Source organism: Xanthomonas sp. CFBP 7698, from assembly GCF_003600855.1.
Classification (GTDB): Bacteria; Pseudomonadota; Gammaproteobacteria; order Xanthomonadales; family Xanthomonadaceae; genus Xanthomonas; species Xanthomonas cannabis.
Map to the genome: position 1 here is coordinate 33,729 of NZ_PRDN01000009.1, position 18,015 is coordinate 51,743.

The 18,015-nt window shown below is 65.2% G+C and carries 12 protein-coding genes; 5 read left to right on the top strand and 7 right to left on the bottom strand.

Annotated features, from left to right (window positions below; translation table 11 throughout):
- Positions 1-279: 279 nt before the first annotated feature.
- Positions 280-3,315 carry a TonB-dependent receptor gene (locus XnspCFBP7698_RS20525; RefSeq protein WP_123137721.1) on the top strand — a complete coding sequence of 1,012 codons (3,036 nt, stop codon included), beginning with the start codon at positions 280-282 and terminating at the stop codon, positions 3,313-3,315.
- 105 nt (positions 3,316-3,420) lie between these two features.
- Complete coding sequence (locus XnspCFBP7698_RS20530; protein ID WP_123137722.1) at positions 3,421-4,941, top strand: tryptophan halogenase family protein; 1,521 nt, start codon at positions 3,421-3,423, stop codon at positions 4,939-4,941.
- A gap of 294 nt (positions 4,942-5,235) precedes the next feature.
- Here XnspCFBP7698_RS20530 and pyrF read toward each other — a convergent pair whose 3' ends face one another.
- The gene (pyrF, locus tag XnspCFBP7698_RS20535; RefSeq protein ID WP_123137723.1) at positions 5,236-5,967 is read right to left on the bottom strand and encodes an orotidine-5'-phosphate decarboxylase; all 732 of its coding nucleotides are present in this window, start codon (positions 5,965-5,967) and stop codon (positions 5,236-5,238) included.
- The gene (locus XnspCFBP7698_RS20540) at positions 5,964-6,923 is read right to left on the bottom strand and encodes a 5'-nucleotidase, lipoprotein e(P4) family (RefSeq protein ID WP_123137724.1); all 960 of its coding nucleotides are present in this window, start codon (positions 6,921-6,923) and stop codon (positions 5,964-5,966) included. The genes pyrF and XnspCFBP7698_RS20540 overlap by 4 nt, the downstream gene beginning before the upstream one ends.
- A gap of 320 nt (positions 6,924-7,243) precedes the next feature.
- Between XnspCFBP7698_RS20540 and XnspCFBP7698_RS20545 the strand changes: the two genes are divergently transcribed.
- Positions 7,244-7,912: a DUF480 domain-containing protein gene (locus tag XnspCFBP7698_RS20545; protein WP_123137725.1), complete on the top strand. Its 669-nt coding sequence runs from the start codon at positions 7,244-7,246 to the stop codon at positions 7,910-7,912.
- Positions 7,913-8,160: 248 nt separating this feature from the next.
- Here XnspCFBP7698_RS20545 and XnspCFBP7698_RS20550 read toward each other — a convergent pair whose 3' ends face one another.
- Both XnspCFBP7698_RS20550 and rep read right to left on the bottom strand, forming a co-directional pair.
- On the bottom strand, positions 8,161-8,712 hold the full coding sequence (locus XnspCFBP7698_RS20550) for a GNAT family N-acetyltransferase (protein ID WP_123137726.1): 552 nt from the start codon (positions 8,710-8,712) through the stop codon (positions 8,161-8,163).
- Between the two features lie 87 nt (positions 8,713-8,799).
- Positions 8,800-10,776 (bottom strand): DNA helicase Rep, encoded by a 1,977-nt coding sequence (gene rep / locus XnspCFBP7698_RS20555; protein WP_104581689.1) that lies wholly within the window; start codon positions 10,774-10,776, stop codon positions 8,800-8,802.
- Positions 10,777-10,988: 212 nt separating this feature from the next.
- Between rep and XnspCFBP7698_RS20560 the strand changes: the two genes are divergently transcribed.
- Positions 10,989-11,618, top strand: a complete 630-nt coding sequence (locus XnspCFBP7698_RS20560) for a thymidine kinase (RefSeq protein ID WP_123137727.1) — start codon at positions 10,989-10,991, stop codon at positions 11,616-11,618.
- Between the two features lie 440 nt (positions 11,619-12,058).
- Entirely contained in the window at positions 12,059-13,303 is a 1,245-nt protein-coding gene (locus XnspCFBP7698_RS20565; protein ID WP_039413568.1) for a GAF domain-containing sensor histidine kinase, read from the top strand.
- Between the two features lie 357 nt (positions 13,304-13,660).
- On the opposite strand, the gene XnspCFBP7698_RS20570 is transcribed toward XnspCFBP7698_RS20565, so the two are convergent.
- The 3 genes from XnspCFBP7698_RS20570 to mutM all read right to left on the bottom strand — a co-directional run bounded on the left by XnspCFBP7698_RS20570 (position 13,661) and on the right by mutM (position 17,532).
- Entirely contained in the window at positions 13,661-15,262 is a 1,602-nt protein-coding gene (locus XnspCFBP7698_RS20570) for a glucan biosynthesis protein D (RefSeq protein WP_123137731.1), read from the bottom strand.
- A gap of 68 nt (positions 15,263-15,330) precedes the next feature.
- The gene (locus tag XnspCFBP7698_RS20575) at positions 15,331-16,434 is read right to left on the bottom strand and encodes a DUF4380 domain-containing protein (RefSeq protein WP_123137728.1); all 1,104 of its coding nucleotides are present in this window, start codon (positions 16,432-16,434) and stop codon (positions 15,331-15,333) included.
- Between the two features lie 282 nt (positions 16,435-16,716).
- Positions 16,717-17,532, bottom strand: coding sequence for a bifunctional DNA-formamidopyrimidine glycosylase/DNA-(apurinic or apyrimidinic site) lyase (mutM, locus tag XnspCFBP7698_RS20580; RefSeq protein WP_123137729.1), 816 nt, complete (start codon positions 17,530-17,532; stop codon positions 16,717-16,719).
- Positions 17,533-18,015: the final 483 nt, after the last annotated feature.

Below are 18,015 nucleotides of genomic sequence, written 5' to 3' on the forward strand. Positions count from 1 at the left end.
ATCGCCCGTGCTGGCAGCGCACATGGACGCACGCCGGCGCATCGCCAGCGTGTGCATTGCCTGTTGAACGCCGATGCGCTGCATCGGCCACGCGCCGCCAGTGTTCACCCGTCTCGACCCGTGCCTGAAGGAGCAGCCGCCCGTCACCGCAGACCTTTGTCGTTCTTGCAGCCCTTGCGGCTGTTGTTGCCTGCCGTTCCGTGTTTCACCCCAAAAGCACCAACCCAACGCGCCAGTCACTCCACTGCGTCGCGCTTTACCCCTGGGAGGGGGAAAGTCATGAAGACCCACCGTACCGTCTCCACCCTGCCGGCGCGCAGCCTGTTGTGCTGCGCCCTGGCCGCTTCGTTGTTCGCCACCACCCCGGCCATGGCCCAGTCCAGCAACGCCACCTTGCGCGGCCAGGTCGCCTCCGCGCAGAGCGGCAGCGAAGTGGTCGTCACCAACATCGCCACCGGCTCGGTGCGACGCGCACCGGTCAATGCGAACGGCAACTACACCATCGTCGGGCTGCAGCCGGGCACCTACAAAGTCGAATCCAACGGCATCAGCCGCACGGTGACCTTGTCGGTGGCCTCCAGTGCCACGGTGGATCTTGGCAATGACGCGCCCGCCGCGCAGGCAGGCGATGCGACCACGCTGGACACGGTCACGGTCAGCGCGCCGATGATTCGCGATGTGAAAACATCCGAGGTAGGTAACACCATTTCCGCGCGGCAGATCCAGCAGTTGCCGCAGGCCACGCGCAACTTCCTGGAGTTTGCCGACACCGTGCCGGGCATGGTGTTTCAGGTCGACGGCAACGGCAACACCAAGCTGCGCGGCGGTGCATCCAACGCCAGCGCCGGCAATCTGTACATCGATGGCGTCGGCCAGAAGAGCTACGTGCGCAGCGGCGGCGTTGCCGGCCAGAGCGATACGCAGGGCAACCCGTTCCCGCAGCTCGCCATCGGCGAGTACAAGGTGATCACCTCCAATTACAAGGCCGAGTACGGCCAGATCAGTGGCGCGGCGATCACTGCGGCCACCAAGTCCGGCACCAACGAGTTGCACGGCGAGGTGTTCTACCGCTACACCGATCAGGACCTGCGCGACAAGCGGCCCGACGAAGAAGAAAACGGCAAGATCGATTCGCAGACCAAGGAATACGGGTTTGCGTTGGGCGGACCTATCATCCAGGACCGCATGCATTTCTTCGTCGCCTACGAAGGCAAGGAGAACGTGGCGCCCAAGAGCGTGCAGCCGAGCGCCGAGGCAGCCGCCTTCGTCAACCAGCTGCCGTCCAACCTGGCCAGCCAGTACGGCCCGGCCAACATGCCGTTCGAAGAAGACCTGTTCTTCGGCAAGATCGATTTCGAGCCCACCGACCGCGATCGCATCGAGCTGAGCACGATTTATCGCGACGAAACCCAGACCGCGAACGTGGGCGGCACCAACACGCTGGCGCAGGCCACCGACAAGATCAACAAGGACAAGCGCACCAACCTGCGTTGGCAGCACAGCGCCGACAACTGGTTCAACGAGGTCATCGTCGGCACCGAGAACTCGGAGAACAACCCCACCCCGCGCACGCTTGGCAACGGCATCGTCTACAAGTATTTCCAGCCACGCGCCGGCTCGACCGATATCGATGAGCGTACCTTCCTGACCACCGGCTCGGCGGGCGGTCTCAATGCGCAGCGCAAAAGTCAGAAGGGCTGGTTCATCCAGAACGATCTGACCTTCACCAGCTTCCAGTGGCATGGCGAACACACCATCAAGATGGGTGTGAACTACAAGGACGTCGAGCTGACCTCGCAGGATGCGGCGGCGGTGAATCCGCAATTCAGCTATCGGGTCAACGGTGGCAACGTGGAGGCTACGCCGTATCGCGTCGACTTCGTGGCGCCCTACACCACGCCCGGCCAGCGCGCGACGGTGGTGTCGCCGTCCAAGCAGTACGGCATCTACCTGCAGGACGATTGGGCCGCCACCGACAAGCTGATGATCAACATCGGCGTGCGCTACGACTACGAAGACACACCGGCCTATACCAACTTCGTCACCTCGCAGCCGTTCGTGGACGCGTTGTACGCAAACGATGCGGAAAACCCGGGCCAGCCGTGGGCCAACCGTCTGCTGCCCAGCGGCATCAACGTGGCCGATTACATCAGCACCGGCAACAACCGCAAGAACTTCAAGGACGCGTGGGCGCCGCGCTTCGGCTTCTCGTATGACTTCTTCGGCGACGAAGCCGCCATCCTGCACGGCGGTGCGGCGCGCTCGTACGACCGCAACCTGTTCGAGCAGTTGGCACTGGAAACCAGCAAGGCGGCGTTGTCGCCGGTGGCGGTGTATTTCGAAAATCCCGCGACCCAACAGTGCTATCGCGCCGACCGTCCCTGCATTGCGTTCGATCCACGCTATCTCAACGGTATCGATCAGCTCAACACCATTCCCGACGTCAGCGGCAGCGCCGAGCTGTTCATGTTCAACAACAAGCTCAAGACGCCGTATAGCGATCAGTACAGCATCGGCATCACCAATCAGGTGGGCGAGTGGCTGACCGATGTCACCTTCCAGCGCATCCTGAGCTACGACGGTTTTGCGATGGGCTTGATCAACCGCTATCCGGACGGTTCGTACTTCCAGAATGGCAATGTGCCCTGGGGCGAGCCGGTGCCGGGCTACCAGAACACCATCCTGGGCACCAATGGTCTGGAACAGCGCAACAGCCAGGTCCTGCTGTCGGCCGACAAGCCCTACACCAAAGAATCCGGTTGGGGCCTGACCTTGTCCTACACCCACACCAGCGCGCGCCAGAACCGCAACATCGATGAGCCATACGGCTTCGACAAGGCGACCATCCGTGGCTATCCGTTTGTGAAGTCCGACGCGGTGGCCGCGCATCGCTTCGTGGCCTCCGGCTCGATCGATATCCCGTGGGGGGTGACATTGGGCGCCAAGTTGGTGCTGGCAACGCCCGAGCCGATCAACACGATTGCCTGCTTCGGCTTTACCGATCCCGATGGGGCGACCTGCCAGCAAGTGGGTGTCACGCCTCCGGGCAGCGGCAAGTTCCTGGTGGGCGGCGATATCTGGGGCTACCGCACGGTGGACTTCCAGGCCACCAAGGAGTTCACCGTGGTTGGCGACTTCAAGATGTCGGCACGCGTGAACCTGCTCAACGCGTTCAACTTCAAGAACTACAGTGCGTACGCCTACAACGGCTTCGGCAGCAATGGGCAGTTTGATCCGGACATCGCGATCAATACCAGCGGCGAAATCAACTATGTGCCGCGTAGCGTGGTGTTGGAACTCGGCGCCAAGTTCTGAGTGATCGTCATCGCCACACGCGTGCGGCTGCGCGTGTGGTCCTTCGCGACGGGGCCAACTGGCCCCGTTCGTGTGTCCGTCCCTAATGATCAGGAACGTGCAGACATGATTCCCGCTCCACTCCGCAACATCGTCATCGTCGGCGGCGGCACCGCCGGCTGGATGGCCGCCGCGGCCTTCGCACGCGTGCTGGGCCCTAGCTTCAACGTGCAGCTGATCGAATCCGAACAGCTCGGCACCGTCGGTGTGGGCGAAGCCACCGTGCCGCACATCAAGGCCTTCAATAACCTGCTCGGTATCGACGAAGCCGAGTTCGTGCGGCAGACCCAGGGCAGTTTCAAACTCGGTATCGAGTTCGTCGATTGGCAACGCCCCGGCACCTCCTACATGCATGGGTTCGGCACCCAGATCGGACACCCGCTCGGGCTGCTGCCGTTCCACCAGTACTGGATCAAGCAGCACGCGCGCGGCAAGGCGCAGCCGCTGGGCGCCTATACGCTCAACACCGTGGCCGCGGTGCGCGGCAAGTTCATGACCTCGCCCGGCGATGTGCCGGCCACCTCCCCGCTGGCCAATATCGCCTACGCGTATCACTTCGATGCCGCGCTGTACGCGCGCTTCCTGCGCGGGTTTGCCGAGGCACGCGGCGTCACGCGCATCGAAGGCATGGTGGAGCAGGTGCAGCTGCATCCGGAATCGGGCAACGTGGTGGCGCTGCACCTGGCGTCGGGCCAGGTAATCGCCGGCGACCTGTTTATCGATTGCTCGGGCTTTCGCGGGCTGTTGATCGAAGACGCGCTGCACACCGGCTACCAGGACTTCACCCACTGGCTGCCCTGCGATCGCGCGCTCGCGGTGCCCTGCGAAAATGTCGGCCCACCTACACCGTACACGCGCTGCACCGCGCGCGCGGCCGGTTGGCAATGGCGCATTCCGCTGCAGCACCGCACCGGCAACGGCTATGTGTACTGCAGCGCGCACATCAGCGACGACGAAGCCGCCGCCACCTTGCTGGCCAATCTGGATGGCAAGCCGCTGGCCGCCCCCCGCCCGCTGCGCTTTACCACCGGCCGGCGCAAGCAGTGCTGGAACCGCAACGTGGTCGCGCTGGGCCTGGCCAGCGGGTTCCTGGAGCCGCTGGAATCGACCAGCATCCATCTCATCCAGTCCGGCATTTCCAAATTGCTGGAGCTGTTTCCGCGCGAGGGCATCAGCCCGGTGCTGCTGCAGCGCTACAACGACCGGCTGGCATTCGAGTTCGACCGCATCCGCGATTTCCTGTTGCTGCATTACCACGCCACCGAGCGCGACGACAGCGCGTTCTGGCAGCATTGCCGCCAGATGCCGATCACCCCGGAGCTTCAGGCCACGCTGGACCTGTTCCGCGACAGCGGGCGGTTCTATCGCAATGCCGAGGAGATGTTTGCCGAGATCAGCTGGGTGCAGGTGATGGTGGGCCAGGGCATCGTGCCGACCGGCTATCACCCACTGGTGGACCAGGTCCCCGACCGCGACGCCGAAGGCTTCCTGGCCAGTGTGGCGCAGACCATCGCGCACTGCGTGGACGTGATGCCTACCCACCAGCAATTCATCGACCGCTTCTGCAAGGCGCCCGCGACACGCTGAGCGGAGCCCTGGCGACGAGGGCGAGGCAGGCACTCCTACGGCGGGCAGGCGGGAGACCACCAGGCAGAGGCGGCGCTGCGCCTGCCGGGCAATCCAACGGGCAAAAAAAAGGATCGGGCACAAGGCCCGATCCCTTCGAAAACCGGGACAAGCCCGGTGGACAATGAGTGGCACAGCTTCCGACTGACATCGGACGCCGGCATGTTAACGAGACTTTCACATTAAAGCAATGCTTTAATTTTCATGGCTTAACTCTTTGATTCTATTGGCTAGACGCCAGCAACAGCTGGGCGATCAGTCCTTGTGCTGCACCACCGCCGCACGGATCTCGGCCTGCATCGCAGCCGCCGCGGCGGCCGGATCGACCGCCAGGCGGATCGGCCGACCGACGACGATCGCGTCGGCGCCGTCGGTGAAGGCCTCGGCCACGCCCACGGTACGTTGCTGGTCATCGCCAACCGGACCGCCGGGGCGGATGCCGGGGCAGACGATCGAGAATGCCGGGCCGGTGGCGCGCCGGATCGGGCCCGCTTCCTGGCCGGAGGCAATGACGCCATCGATGCCGGCGGCCTGGGCGGCCAGCGCGCGCTCCACCACCACCTCCACCGGCTCGCGGTCGATGCCCATCGCCGCCAGGTCCGGGCGGCCCATCGAGGTCAGCACGGTCACCGCCAGCAGGCGCATGTCGCCCTGGTTGGCTTCGGCGGCGGCTTGCAGCATGCCGGCATGCCAGCCGTGCACGGTGCAATAGCTCACCGGCCACTGCGACAGGCGGCGGATGGTGCCGGCCACGGTGGCGGGGATGTCGAAGAACTTCAGGTCCACGAACACCCGCTTGTTGCGCTTGGCCAGCGCATCGAGCACATGGAAGTACTCGCCCGACGCCAGCAGCTCCATGCCGATCTTGTAGAAAGACACCGACTCGCCCAGGCGGTCCACCCAGGCGATCGCCTCGTCATGGCCGGGGACGTCCAGCGCAAAGATCAGCCGCTCGTGCGCGGCCAGGGCTAACGGGGGACGGTTCATCGGGCGGTCTCCAATGCGGCGCGCTTGGCGTCGTGGCGTGCTTTCCAGGGTTGCGCATAATCGTTGTTGAACTGCGCCGGCTCCCAGCCGCCGTAGCTGGGGTTGGGCAGCATCCACCAGCGCTCGCCGAACCAGTCGTGGTACTGCTGCAGCAGCGCGCCACGCGCCTGGCCGGTGTTGGCGCTGACCTGCACGAAGTCGCCCAGCTGGTCACCGAACTGCATCAGCACGCGGTACGTCTGCCCGGCCAGCTGGCGGCGGCAATTCTTCTCGCTGCCGTTCTGCTCGCACCCGGGCACCACGGTGCCCAGGCCCAGGAACACGCTGTCGTCGGCCACCGGCAACCCCACGCTGCGCAGATTGGCCAGCGTGGCGTCCTTCAGGTGCACGGCGCGGTTGGAAATGTAGATCAGGGTGACGCCGCGGGCGTTGGCGGCCTTGGCGAAATCCACCACCCCCGGGATCGCGGTGGCTTTCTTCTCGGCCACCCACTGGTCCCAACTGAGCTCGTCGTATTCCTTGCCGTCGCGCAGCAGGCGTGCCTGGTAGGGCGAGTTATCCAGCACGGTCTCGTCCACATCCAGCACCACCGCCGGCTTCAGGCCGGTGGCAGCGTTGGCGCGCTCTTCCGGGACCAGTGCGTCCCAGTTGGGCTGTTTGAGCGCGGTGTCGAGCTTGTCGGCGGCGGCGCGATAGGTCTGCTCGGCCACGGCGCGGTATTCCTCCGAGCGCTGCATCCACAGCACCGCGTTGAGGTTGTCGTCGCCTGCCGGCGCGGTGGTCGCCGACGTTGCGGCCTTGGTGACCGCGGCGCCGGCATCGGCATGGGCGGTTGCGGCGGCAGCCTGCGCAGGCTGAGCCGGTTGCGTGTCGCCGGGCTTGCAGGCGCTCAGGGCCAGCGCGGTGCAGGCGAGCAGGGACAACGGTGCGTAAAGCGAGGGGCGCATGGCATCCACCAGAACAGGAACGGCAATGAAGAGCGCAATTTTAGCGGGTTCGCGCCAGTCCGCTCGCGGTTGCCGCTGCCAGGAGGCGAGCCGTGCGCGCCACCCGTGCGACGCGGCTTGTAGGGCAGCCTGGCCGGACGGGGTTTCGGCACGATGCGCATGCGGATGCGGGCCTGCGCCTGTTCCTGCAGGCGCAGGCGTGTTTCGCCGCACCACGCAGACCGGCGCCATCCGGAGTTCGCTGCCGCCGCCGCGCGTGTTCGCTGCATCGAAAGAACGCTGGCAGCAGATCGGCATATCCTTGTGCGCTGATTGCCCCGGAGTCACCGATGACCGAACTCTCGTCCCCGCCCGTTCTCGACACCGCCCAGGCCCGCGTGCTCGGCTGTCTGATCGAAAAGGAAGCGACCACCCCGGATGCGTATCCGCTCACCGTCAACGCCGCCCAGGTCGCCGCCAACCAGAAGACCGCGCGCGAGCCGGTATTGAACCTGCAGACCGGGGTGGTGCACCACGCGCTGCGCCAGCTGGAAACCCTGGGCCTGGTGCGCCAGCAGTTCTCTTCGCGTGCCGAGCGCTACGAACACCGCCTGGGCAACGTGCTGGACCTGACCCGTCAGCAGGTGGCCCTGATCGGCCTGCTGCTGTTGCGCGGCCCACAGACGCTGGGCGAGCTGTTTGCGCGCAGCGAGCGGCTGGCGCGTTTCAACGATGCCGACGACGTGCGCCATCACCTGGACCGCTTGATCCAGCGCGGCCTGGCGGCGCAACTGCCCCGCGCCAGCGGCCAGCGCGAAGACCGCTACGCGCATCTGCTCAGCGGCGAGCTGGATATCGACGCCTTGCAGGCCGCCGCTGCGCGTGCCGCACCGGGCACACGCAGCGGCAGCGACACCAGCGAACTGGACGCCCGCGTGCAGACCCTGGAAGCCACGGTCGCCGAGCTGCAGGAGGCGCTGGCCGCGGTGCAGGCGCGGCTGGACGCGGCCGGCGCCTGATCCGACGGTCGGCAGCCGACAGCTGCGACATCAGCGCTGTGGCCGGTCTGCAGCGCTGCCGCCTCTCGCCTTGGGGTTGAGGCCAAGAACGGCTACAAGGGCGGACTTGCAGCGTGTCCCGTGAGGGTGGGCGGGCAAGGGCCCCGCAGCCGAACCGAGATCGGCTGCTCATGCATTAGACCGCATGAAGTCGTCTATCAGGCGCCATCACGCTTGCATGAGCGAATGAGCCGATATCGCCTGGGCGCTTAGCCGGACCTACCGGCAGGCGCAAGATCGATTGCGTAATACAGCACTGCAGGGGTGTCGGGACTCAATACCCGCAGGCCCTCGCGTTGCAAGCCCAATGCCTCCAGCGCGCGGATCGACGCGGCGTTGTCCGGCGACACGATTGCGCACAGCTCCATCAGTCCCAACACGTCGCGCGCATGCTCGAGCACCGCCCGCCCGGCCTCGGTCACATAGCCCTTGCCGCGGTGCGCGGGCAACAGCGCAAAACCGAGATGCGGCACCGGCAAAGGATCGCGGCACAACAGCCCCAACGTACCGATAAACGCGGCATCCTCACGCGTTTCCACTGCCCAGTGCGCGAACCCATACCGCGCGTGGTGCGCCTGCGCCCATTCGCACAGATGCGCTCGCGCCTGCTCGCGGGTGCGGATACCACGGTCGTTGATGCCGGCGATAAATCCGGGGTCGTTGACCAGCGCCAACATCGCATCGGCGTCGCGCTCGGGATCGAGCAGACGCAAGCGCAGACGCGGGGTTTCGATCACGACGGTCACGGCGCACTCCGGCATCGGGGGAAACCAGACTGCCGTGCGGCCGCGTCACTGGCAAGCGATGCAATGCGTGCTGCGGGTTGCGGTGCAACCGCGCACCATGCGTCAGTCGAACAAGGCCTGGATCGCGGCCAACCCCGCGCTGGCGCGCTCCTTCTTGCGCTCGGCATCGGCCACCGGGTCGGCACCGTCGCGCTGCAATTCCTCGGCCGGAATCTCGTCGAAGAAGCGGCTCGGCTTGAGCCGCACATGCTCGCCGAACTTGCGTGTCAGCTTGCTATGGCTCATCCACAACTGTTCCTTGGCGCGGGTGATACCCACATACAGCAAGCGGCGTTCTTCCTGCAGATTGCCTTCTTCCAGGCTCACTTCGTGCGGCAGCACACCGTCCTCGCAGCCGACGATGAACACATAGCGAAATTCCAGCCCCTTGGACGCATGCATGGTCATCATGCGTACCTGGTTGCCGCCATCGTCCTTGTCGTTGCGCGACAGCAGCGCCAGCTGCGCGGCCAGATCGCTGGCACTCGCACCGCGCGGACCACCTTCGAACCACTCGGCCAGCTCGTCCAGATTGCGCTTGCGCCGCTGGAAGCCGGTCTCGTCCTTGGACTGGTTGCGCAGATCGTTGAGCAGGCCAGACTTGTCGGCCAGCATGCGTACCAGTTCCCCCGCTGGCAGCCTGGTCGAATGCTCGCGCATCTCACGCAGGATGTCGGTAAACGCACTCAGGCCGTTGGCCGCACGCGGCGGCAGATGCTGCAACGCGCCCATCGACTCGGCCGCGCGCGACATCGGCACCGACTTGCCGCTGGCCAGTTCCGCCAGGCGCGCCAGCGAGGTGGCACCGACCTCGCGCTTGGGCGATTGCACCGCACGCAAAAACGCCGCGTCATCGTCGGGGTTGACGATCAGGCGCAGCCAAGACAGCAGGTCCTTGACCTCCTGTCGCTCCAGAAATGCGGTCCCACCCGTCAGGTGGTACGGCACGCGCAGCAGCTGCAAGGCTTTTTCCAGCGGCCGCGATTGGAAATTGCCACGGAACAGGATGCAGAAATCGCTCCACGGCACCTGCTTGGCCGTGCCCAGGAATGAAATCTCGGCCGCGACCTTTTCCGCTTCGTGCTCGCTGTCGCGGCACTCCCACACGCGGATGCGCTCGCCGTCGGCCTGGTCGCTCCACAATGTCTTCAAGTGCTCGTGCGGGTTATGCGCGATCAACGCATTGGCCGCGCGCAGCACGCGGTTGGAGCAACGGTAGTTCTGCTCCAGCTTGATGATTTCCAGCGCCGGATAGTCGCGCGCCATCTGCTGCAGGTTTTCCGGGTTGGCGCCGCGCCAGGCGTAGATGCTCTGGTCGTCGTCGCCCACGCAGGTGAAGTTGCCGCGCGGCCCGGCCAGCATCTTGAGCAGCCGGTACTGTGCATCGTTGGTGTCCTGGCACTCGTCCACCAGCAGGTAGCCGATGCGCTCGCGCCAGCCCAGCACGATCTCTTCGTTGGCTTCCAGGATCTGCACCGGCAGGCGGATCAGGTCATCGAAATCCACCGCATTGAAGGTGGTCAGCCGCGCCTGGTAGCGCTCATACAAGCTGGCGGCCTCTTTCTCGCGGTTGCTGCGCGCCGCTGCCATCGCCTGTTCCGGCGACAGGCCGGCATTCTTGGCGCGCGAGATCAGGTTCTTGGCATCTTCGATCGCATCGGGCTTGGCGCCATGCATCAGGTCCTTGATCTGGGCGGCGGCATCGTCCGAATCGAAGATCGAAAAGCCGCGCTTCAACCCGGCCGCCGCATGCTCGATCTGCAGGAACTTCAGCCCCAGCGCATGGAAGGTACAGATGGTCAGCCCATCGGCGCCATCGCCGCGGATGCGCTTGGCCACACGTTCGCGCATTTCCTTGGCCGACTTGTTGGTGAAGGTGATCGCCGCGATACGCTTGGCCGGATAGCGGCCGGTGGCGATCAGGTGGGCGATCTTCTCCACGATCACGCGCGTCTTGCCGCTGCCGGCACCGGCCAGCACCAACAAGGGACCTTCGCAGTGCAGCACTGCAGCGCTTTGCGGGGGATTGAGACCGTGCATAGGAGCTTCCGACAGAGCGCGCCATTGTACCGGGGCGGCCTGCCGCTGGCCGGCGCGACGGGTTCATCCGGTCAGGCAGGCGCGTGTTCGCGCTGGGCCAGCGATGCAGGCCGCGCAGCGCGGCGTTGAAGCTGGGCAGCGCTCAGGCCCCGGCATGGCCATCTGGCAGCACGCACCCCGCAATCAGCCGCCCGGCCCGGTAAAATCGACCGATGGCCAAGCTCTACTTCTACTATTCGGCGATGAATGCCGGCAAGACCACCACCTTGCTGCAGTCGGCGCACAACTACCGCGAGCGCGGCATGCGCACGCTGATCCTCACCCCCAAGCTCGACCACCGCGCCGGCAGCGGCGTGGTCGCCTCGCGGATCGGCCTGCGCGCGGACGGGCGCCCGTTCGATCGCGATACCGAACTGCAGCAACTGGTGGAACGCGATATCGCCAGCCAGGGCGCGCTGCATTGCGTGCTGGTCGATGAGGCGCAGTTCCTCAGCCGGGCACAGGTCTGGCAGCTGAGCGAAGTGGTCGACCGCCTGCGCATCCCGGTGCTGTGCTACGGCCTGCGCACCGACTTTCGCGGCGAGCTGTTCGAAGGCAGCCAGTTCCTGCTGGCCTGGGCCGACGAACTGGAAGAGATCAAGACCATCTGCCATAGCGGCAGCAAGGCCACCATGACCGTGCGCGTGGATGCGCAAGGGCATGCCGTGCAGGATGGCCCGCAGGTGGAGATCGGCGGCAACGAGCGCTATGTGTCGGTCAGCCGCGCCGAGTTCAAGAAGATCATGCGCGGCGAAGGCCGCATCGATCCGCTGCAGATCGCCCTGCCGCTGCCGTTTGCGTAGACGTAGGCGAGGGCTGACCTCGACGCTTCGGCCCTCCTTCGCAGGATCGACGCCGGAGTGGCAACAGCGATCGATTCCAGCGCATGCAACGCCCTCACTGTGCCGCCCACGCAACCAGCGCGTCACAGCCGCTTGCGAGCAGCTGTGACGTGGTGCGACAGCCCAGCCCAAACGGCCCTCTGATTCAGCGTCGCCGCTGGCGGCCGCAGGTTGCTCGCCAAGGTTCCACCGGTGGATGCGTGCCCGGTCAACACCATCCGTCCTGGTCGACCTATACGTTCCCTCTGCACCGCTAGACCTGTTCGGGCATGGGCCCGTTGCGGCATCGTCCATGCCCGCCGACAGGCGTATTGTTGGGCGCGTGACGCCGCACCGTTGCGTACAACCAGGCCCATCCGCAGTCCTGTAGACTGCGCTCCATCCACTGTCGGGAGGCACCCATGGATTCGCTTCCTGCCGAGTTACGCGCCGATATCGCGCGGGTGGGCCGGCTATCGTCGGTTCCCGATGTCCTGAGCATCCTGACGCGGCTGACCGGCATGGGGTTTGCTGCCGTGGCGCGGGTGACCGAAGCGCGCTGGATCACCTGCCAGGTGCGCGACGACCTGTCCTTCGGCCTGCTGCCCGGCGACGAACTACCGCTGGCGACCACCTTCTGCGACAGCGTGCGGGTCAAGGGCAATGCCGTGTGGTTCGGGCATGCCTCGGACGACCCGGTCTACCGCGACCACCCGTCGCCGCGCCTGTATGGCTTTGAAAGCTATGTCTCGGTGCCGATCCGCTTCGACGATGGCAGCGTGTTCGGCACCTTGTGTGCACTGGATCCGCTGCCACGCGCGATGGACCAGCAACTGGTCGAGAAGGTCGAATTGCTCGCGCAACTGCTCGCCGCGCAGATCCAGGCGGAACAGCGCGCCGAAGAAAGCGCACAGGAATCGCGCCGCGCACGCAGCGAACTGGGCCGCGCCGGCGCCTCGGCACGATTGCGCGAAGAGTTCATCGGCATTCTCGGCCACGACCTGCGCAACCCGCTGCAATCCATGCACGCAGTGGTGGACATGCTCTCCATCGACCAGCTCAGCCAGCGCCAGGGCGGGGCCATCCGCTCGATGCAGCGCAGCCTGCAGCGCATGGAAGAACTGATCGATTTCGCCTGTGATTTTGCCCGCGGCATCGAACGCGACTGGCTGCAGCTGGACTACGGCAACGGCAGCGACCTGCTCGACGCACTGTCGCAGGTCGTGGACGAAACCCGCGCCGCGTATCCCAACCAGGTGCTGTCCACGCATGTGGCGATCGACGAGCCGGTGCATGGCGATGCGGTGCGCCTGGCGCAGATGTTCGGCAGCATGATGATCAACGCGGTGGTGCAAGGTCAGCAGAGTTCGCTGATCAAGGCGGTCGCCGTCACCGAGCAGGGCCGGCTCCGCATCGAGGTCTGCAACCTCGATGGCATCGACCCGCGCCGGCTGGATGTCCTGCATGCCTCCACCCATGTGCACAGCGCCGGCCGGCCAGCGCCGGAAGTGGACCTGGGCCTGCATATGGCCGCGCAGATTGCGCAGGCGCATCAGGGCGAGCTGCGCATCACCAGCGGCAAGAACGGCACCTGCTTCCGCGTGGAGCTGTCCTGCGCCCGCCCACGCGCACGCATGCAGCTGGTCAAGGGCACGACGTCGGCCTGAGCTTGCCGGCCGACAACTGCGCTTGCTCGCAGCGTGATCCAACCCGCGTGCCGAGCAACCCACCTCGCTTATCTGCCAGCCGCGCCCAGCAGCGGTAGGCGCATGACCGGTGCCGCATGCATGCGATGCACGCGATGCACGCCATCCCTGCCACGCACATAGGCGCAGGTGCGTCGCCGATGGCTGCGCCGGCAACCGGTGCAGTGCACGCCTGTTCGGGCGAGCTGTCATGGTCACGGCGCGGCTGACCGCTACCGTAAAGGTGCGGTCCTGCGCAGCCCGAGGATCAGCGACGACATGCCGGTAGCGGCACCCCGCCAGCCTGGCAGCGCCGCATGCGCGGCGCGTTGCACACGCTCAGTAGAGTTTGCGCTCGTTCGCCGGCGGCGGCGTCCATTGGTAAAGCCAGGTTTCGGTGAGCGGCTTGCCGTTGGCGCGCAGATACAGGCGGATATCGATCTGCTGGGTACCTTCGTCCGGCGGCACCAGATCGAACATCGCCCGATAGCCCTTGAGCTCATGCAGCGGCCGCGCCGACACGATCTCGGTGGTGCCGCGCGACACCTGGATCACCGCCTCGACCTTGGTCTTGGCGTCCTTGACCAGGCCAGGCAACTCGCCACCGGCGAAGTCCACCGCAAACCGCCACGAGAAATGACCGCGCTTCTGCCCGACAACGCCGCCCAGACCGGTGCGCGTCGCCACGCAGTGCGCCAACGGCGAACTGGCTGGCGGCTGCGCACCCCAATACAGGCGGTAGCCCATCAACAGTTCCTGCCCCGGCTGTGGCTTGGCCTGCGGGTTCCAGAACGCCACGATATTGTCGAAGGTCTCATCCACGGTCGGGATCTCGACCAGTTGCACCGAGCCCTTGCCCCAACCGCTCTTGGGTTCCACCCACAGACACGGGCGCTTCTCGTAGAACACCCCGTCGTCCTGGTAATGGTCGAAGTTGCGGTCGCGCTGCAGCAGCCCGAACCCGCGCGGGTTCTCGTCGACAAACATGTTGAAGCGCAGCTGCGGCGGGTTGCACAACGGGCGCCAGATCCATTCACCGCCACCGGTCCACATTGCCAGGCCATCGGTATCGTGGATTTCCGGGCGCCAGTCCCAGTCCATGCGGTTATCGTTTTCGCCAACCTGGTACATGCTGGTGCACGGGCCGATCCCCAGCCGCTCGATCGCCTTGCGCGGGTACAGCGCACTGTCGATGTCCATCACCAGCACCTCGCCATTGGTGATGGCAAAGCGGTAGGCACCGGCGACGCTGGGCGAGTCCAGCAGGCCGTAGACCACCACGGTGTTCGAATCGTCTGCGGGCTGCTCGAGGTAGTAGGCAATGAAGTCCGGAAACTCCTCCGGGCCACCCGTACCGGTGTCGATGGCCAACCCACGCGCCGACTGCCCGTACTGGCCTTCCCTGCCCACCGCGCGGAAATAGCTCGCCCCCAGAAACGCCGAAAAATCGCGGTCGGTGTCCTTGCGGGTATTGAGCCGGAAGCCGGCAAAGCCCAGATCCTTGGGCAATTGCTTGCCGCCCAGCCCGCTGCTGCCGTAATCGAACGCAGCCGGGTCATAGGCCAACTGCTGCGCCTTGCCATCGACGATGTCGTAGATGTGTACCGGGGTGTGGAAGTACAACCCCAGGTGGAAGAACTTCGCCTGGAACTTGCCGTTGCCATCGGCCCATAGCGCATGGTCCTGACGGTAGCGGATCGACTGGTACTGATCCCAGTTCAATGCTTCCAGCGGGCCTGGCAGGATCTGCTTGTGACTCTTGTACGGCGCGGCGGCCAGCGCACGTGCCTGCCCCTTGAGCCAGGCATAGTCGAACGGCTGCGGCTGACCCAACCGACGCAACCCCACGGCCTTGGCAGCCAATGCCCACTGCGGCACTGCCGGTAAACCGAGCGCAGCCAGGGCGGCAGCAGCATTCTTCAGGAAATGGCGTCGTTGCATGCGCATCGATCTGGTCAGGGAATGGGCGACATCATAGCCACAGCCTGACGTGGACGCGCATACCGGACTCAACGCGCTGCGGCTTCCGCTACACAGGCGTGTTCCAGCGCCAGTTCCTTCGCCTTGCCGCACAGGAACTGTCGCTGTGCCTGCTCCTCGTCCGGCCCGGTGTATTGCAGCAAGGTCCACTGCTCCATGGCCTGCATTTGCGCGCCCGGCGCCAGCTGGCGGTAAGGCGCATGCACCTCCATTTCCAGCAGGCCATCTGCCGCACGCCGGGCTGGCGCATCCATGTACAACTCCACCTGCCCCTGCTCGGGATGGATGGCAGCCCGTTGCTCATGCGCAAAGCGAATGACCAGCACCTGCGCACCGGCAAAACCCGCCATCCAGCCTGCCGATGGCTGCAGCAACAGCTTGCCGCGCTGGATCAGCCCGTCTTCGCGCGCGTCCGCGCGCAGAGCAAGAAGGCCGGCACGGTGCTGGTAGGCCGGCGGTACGGTACCGGCCTCAGTCGGCGGCTGCACGCGGATATCGGCAGTCGCTGCCACCGGCACGAACACACGGGTGCTTGCTGCAACGCGCGTGTTGAACCATAGATCCCAGGCAACCGCCTGCTTGCGGATATTGCGTGCAGCAGCATGCACCTCAACCGTGTCCGCCCGTGTGCTGGACAGCGCGATGCGCTTGGTCAGCTGCACCCCCGTCACCGGGCTGGGCACGCCTTCCAACGTCAGCTGGCCCGCATCACGCGCCACCACACGCGTGGTGGCCAATGACAAATACGGATCAGGCGGCCATACCGCTGCCGCGGCCTTGCGCTCGGGGTTGACCTGCTGGTGCAGCCACCACTGGCTCTGCGGCCCCACCCATATGTCATGGCCCAGATACGGAACATCCCCCGACCGCGCCGACACTTCAGCCACGGGTGAGCGGTCCACGGCGCGACCGATCTTCAACACACTGGGCTGCCCGCGCAGCTGAAACGACAGGATGCGTCCGCCAAAGGACGGCGTTGCACTCAGCTGCACTACATCGTTGCTCAGCTGGATGCGCTGCGCGGCAGCTGCCTGTTCTTTTGCGGGCTCATCGGCATGTGCGCCACTTACGCACAGCACCGCCAACGCAGTGACAACAACCTGCGATAGGCGCAGAGACGGTGAGGTGGGCATGCAGCACTTCCAGATGCAGGACGCAGGGATTGTGGCGCGGTGTCACGCTGGAAACTAGCAGCACGGTGTTGGCCGCTATAGAGCAGTGACGCAATGCTCCCCTGCTCAGCCGTTGAGTCCTCATGACATCGCGCCGTCGCAGTGGAAAGCCTGGACGGGCTGGAAGCGCACTTCCGCGACAAGGTGCGCGGATTGGATAACGGCGCGCTAAAAACTCCGGGCTTTCTCGCACGATTCGCGGTGACGGGCTTGCTTTAGTCGCCCGCAATACCCGCGCCTTGCTTATCGCTGACAGCTCCCACACCACACAGTGGCGCGTTGCCCAATGGTGGCATGTTTCAATGCACGCCCGCACTGCTTGCAGGGCTCGCCTTCGCGCCCGTACACCGTTAATTCCTGCTCGAAATAGCCGGGTGCGCCATCGGGGCTGATAAAATCCCGCAGCGTGGTCCCGCCGCGCCTGATCGCGTAGTCGAGAATCTCCTTTACGGCGGCAACCAGGCCGCGATACCGGTCAAGCGAGACCTTTCCGGCTTCACGCAATGGACTGATGCCTGCACGATGCAAACTCTCGGCCGCATAAATATTGCCGACGCCAACCACCACCGCCTGATCCATCAAGAATGTCTTGACCGCCGCGCGGCGACCTCGCGAGAGCGCATAGAGATAATCGGCAGTAAATGCCTCCGATAATGGCTCGGGACCGAGTGCGGCAAGCAATTCATGCGTTTGTGCATCGGTTTGCCACAATAGACAACCAAACCGACGCGGGTCGTTGAAACGCAGGACGCGCCCATTCTGCAGGCTGATATCCACATGATCGTGCGCGCGCGGCAGGGTATCGCCCGGCAACACACGCAGGCTCCCCGACATGCCAAGATGCAGCAACGCGCTGCCACCTGCATCGGTATCCACCAGCAGATATTTCGCACGTCGCCGTACCTGCGTGATGGTGGCTCCAGGCAACAGGCGCTCGATCTGCTCGGCAATCGGCCACCGCAAATCCGGACGACGCAGGATCACGCCATGGATGCGTTGCCCAACCAGGTGTGGCGCAAGCCCACGCATGGTCGTTTCGACTTCGGGCAGCTCAGGCATCGAGGTTTCCAGATCAATCGGTCAGGCACCGGCAGACACCGATATGGAGGCCTGACTGCCGAAAAGCAATCAAGTGCAAACTTGCGCTGCGTTGATCCAGGCGCGATGCCCGACGTCGCTTAGCGCCGCCTTTCAACATCAGCCCCCCTGGTGCCCGCGGAGGCGGCAGTCGCTAGTTCTTAGCGGAAGTAGCCCCGCCGGACGAAGCATCGTAGATGCGTATCAGCGTGCTGCAATTGCCGCTGTCTGAGAGGCGGCCTGGCCGAAGAGGCGGCATGCCGCGGTATGCGCGGAGCAGGCGATGCGCAGGCAATCAGGCGTCCGTTGGACGCTGCGGGCGGCGTCGACTTGATGGCTCACATACCGCAGCCGCCGCAGTGCGCTACAAACGGAAGCTGTGCCCAATATCCGGGCAAAAAAGAAACCCTCAGTCCAGTTGGACTGAGGGTTTCGGGTAAAGCCCCTGGCGATGACCTACTCTCG

Coding starts and splice junctions, on each gene's coding strand:
- XnspCFBP7698_RS20525 (WP_123137721.1), top strand. CDS start 280: ATGAAGACCCACCGTACCGTCTCCACCCTGCCGGCGCGCAGCCTGTTG.
- XnspCFBP7698_RS20530 (WP_123137722.1), top strand. CDS start 3,421: ATGATTCCCGCTCCACTCCGCAACATCGTCATCGTCGGCGGCGGCACC.
- pyrF (WP_123137723.1), bottom strand. CDS start 5,967: ATGAACCGTCCCCCGTTAGCCCTGGCCGCGCACGAGCGGCTGATCTTT.
- XnspCFBP7698_RS20545 (WP_123137725.1), top strand. CDS start 7,244: ATGACCGAACTCTCGTCCCCGCCCGTTCTCGACACCGCCCAGGCCCGC.
- XnspCFBP7698_RS20550 (WP_123137726.1), bottom strand. CDS start 8,712: ATGCCGGAGTGCGCCGTGACCGTCGTGATCGAAACCCCGCGTCTGCGC.
- rep (WP_104581689.1), bottom strand. CDS start 10,776: ATGCACGGTCTCAATCCCCCGCAAAGCGCTGCAGTGCTGCACTGCGAA.
- XnspCFBP7698_RS20560 (WP_123137727.1), top strand. CDS start 10,989: ATGGCCAAGCTCTACTTCTACTATTCGGCGATGAATGCCGGCAAGACC.
- XnspCFBP7698_RS20565 (WP_039413568.1), top strand. CDS start 12,059: ATGGATTCGCTTCCTGCCGAGTTACGCGCCGATATCGCGCGGGTGGGC.
- XnspCFBP7698_RS20570 (WP_123137731.1), bottom strand. CDS start 15,262: ATGCAACGACGCCATTTCCTGAAGAATGCTGCTGCCGCCCTGGCTGCG.
- XnspCFBP7698_RS20575 (WP_123137728.1), bottom strand. CDS start 16,434: ATGCCCACCTCACCGTCTCTGCGCCTATCGCAGGTTGTTGTCACTGCG.
- mutM (WP_123137729.1), bottom strand. CDS start 17,532: ATGCCTGAGCTGCCCGAAGTCGAAACGACCATGCGTGGGCTTGCGCCA.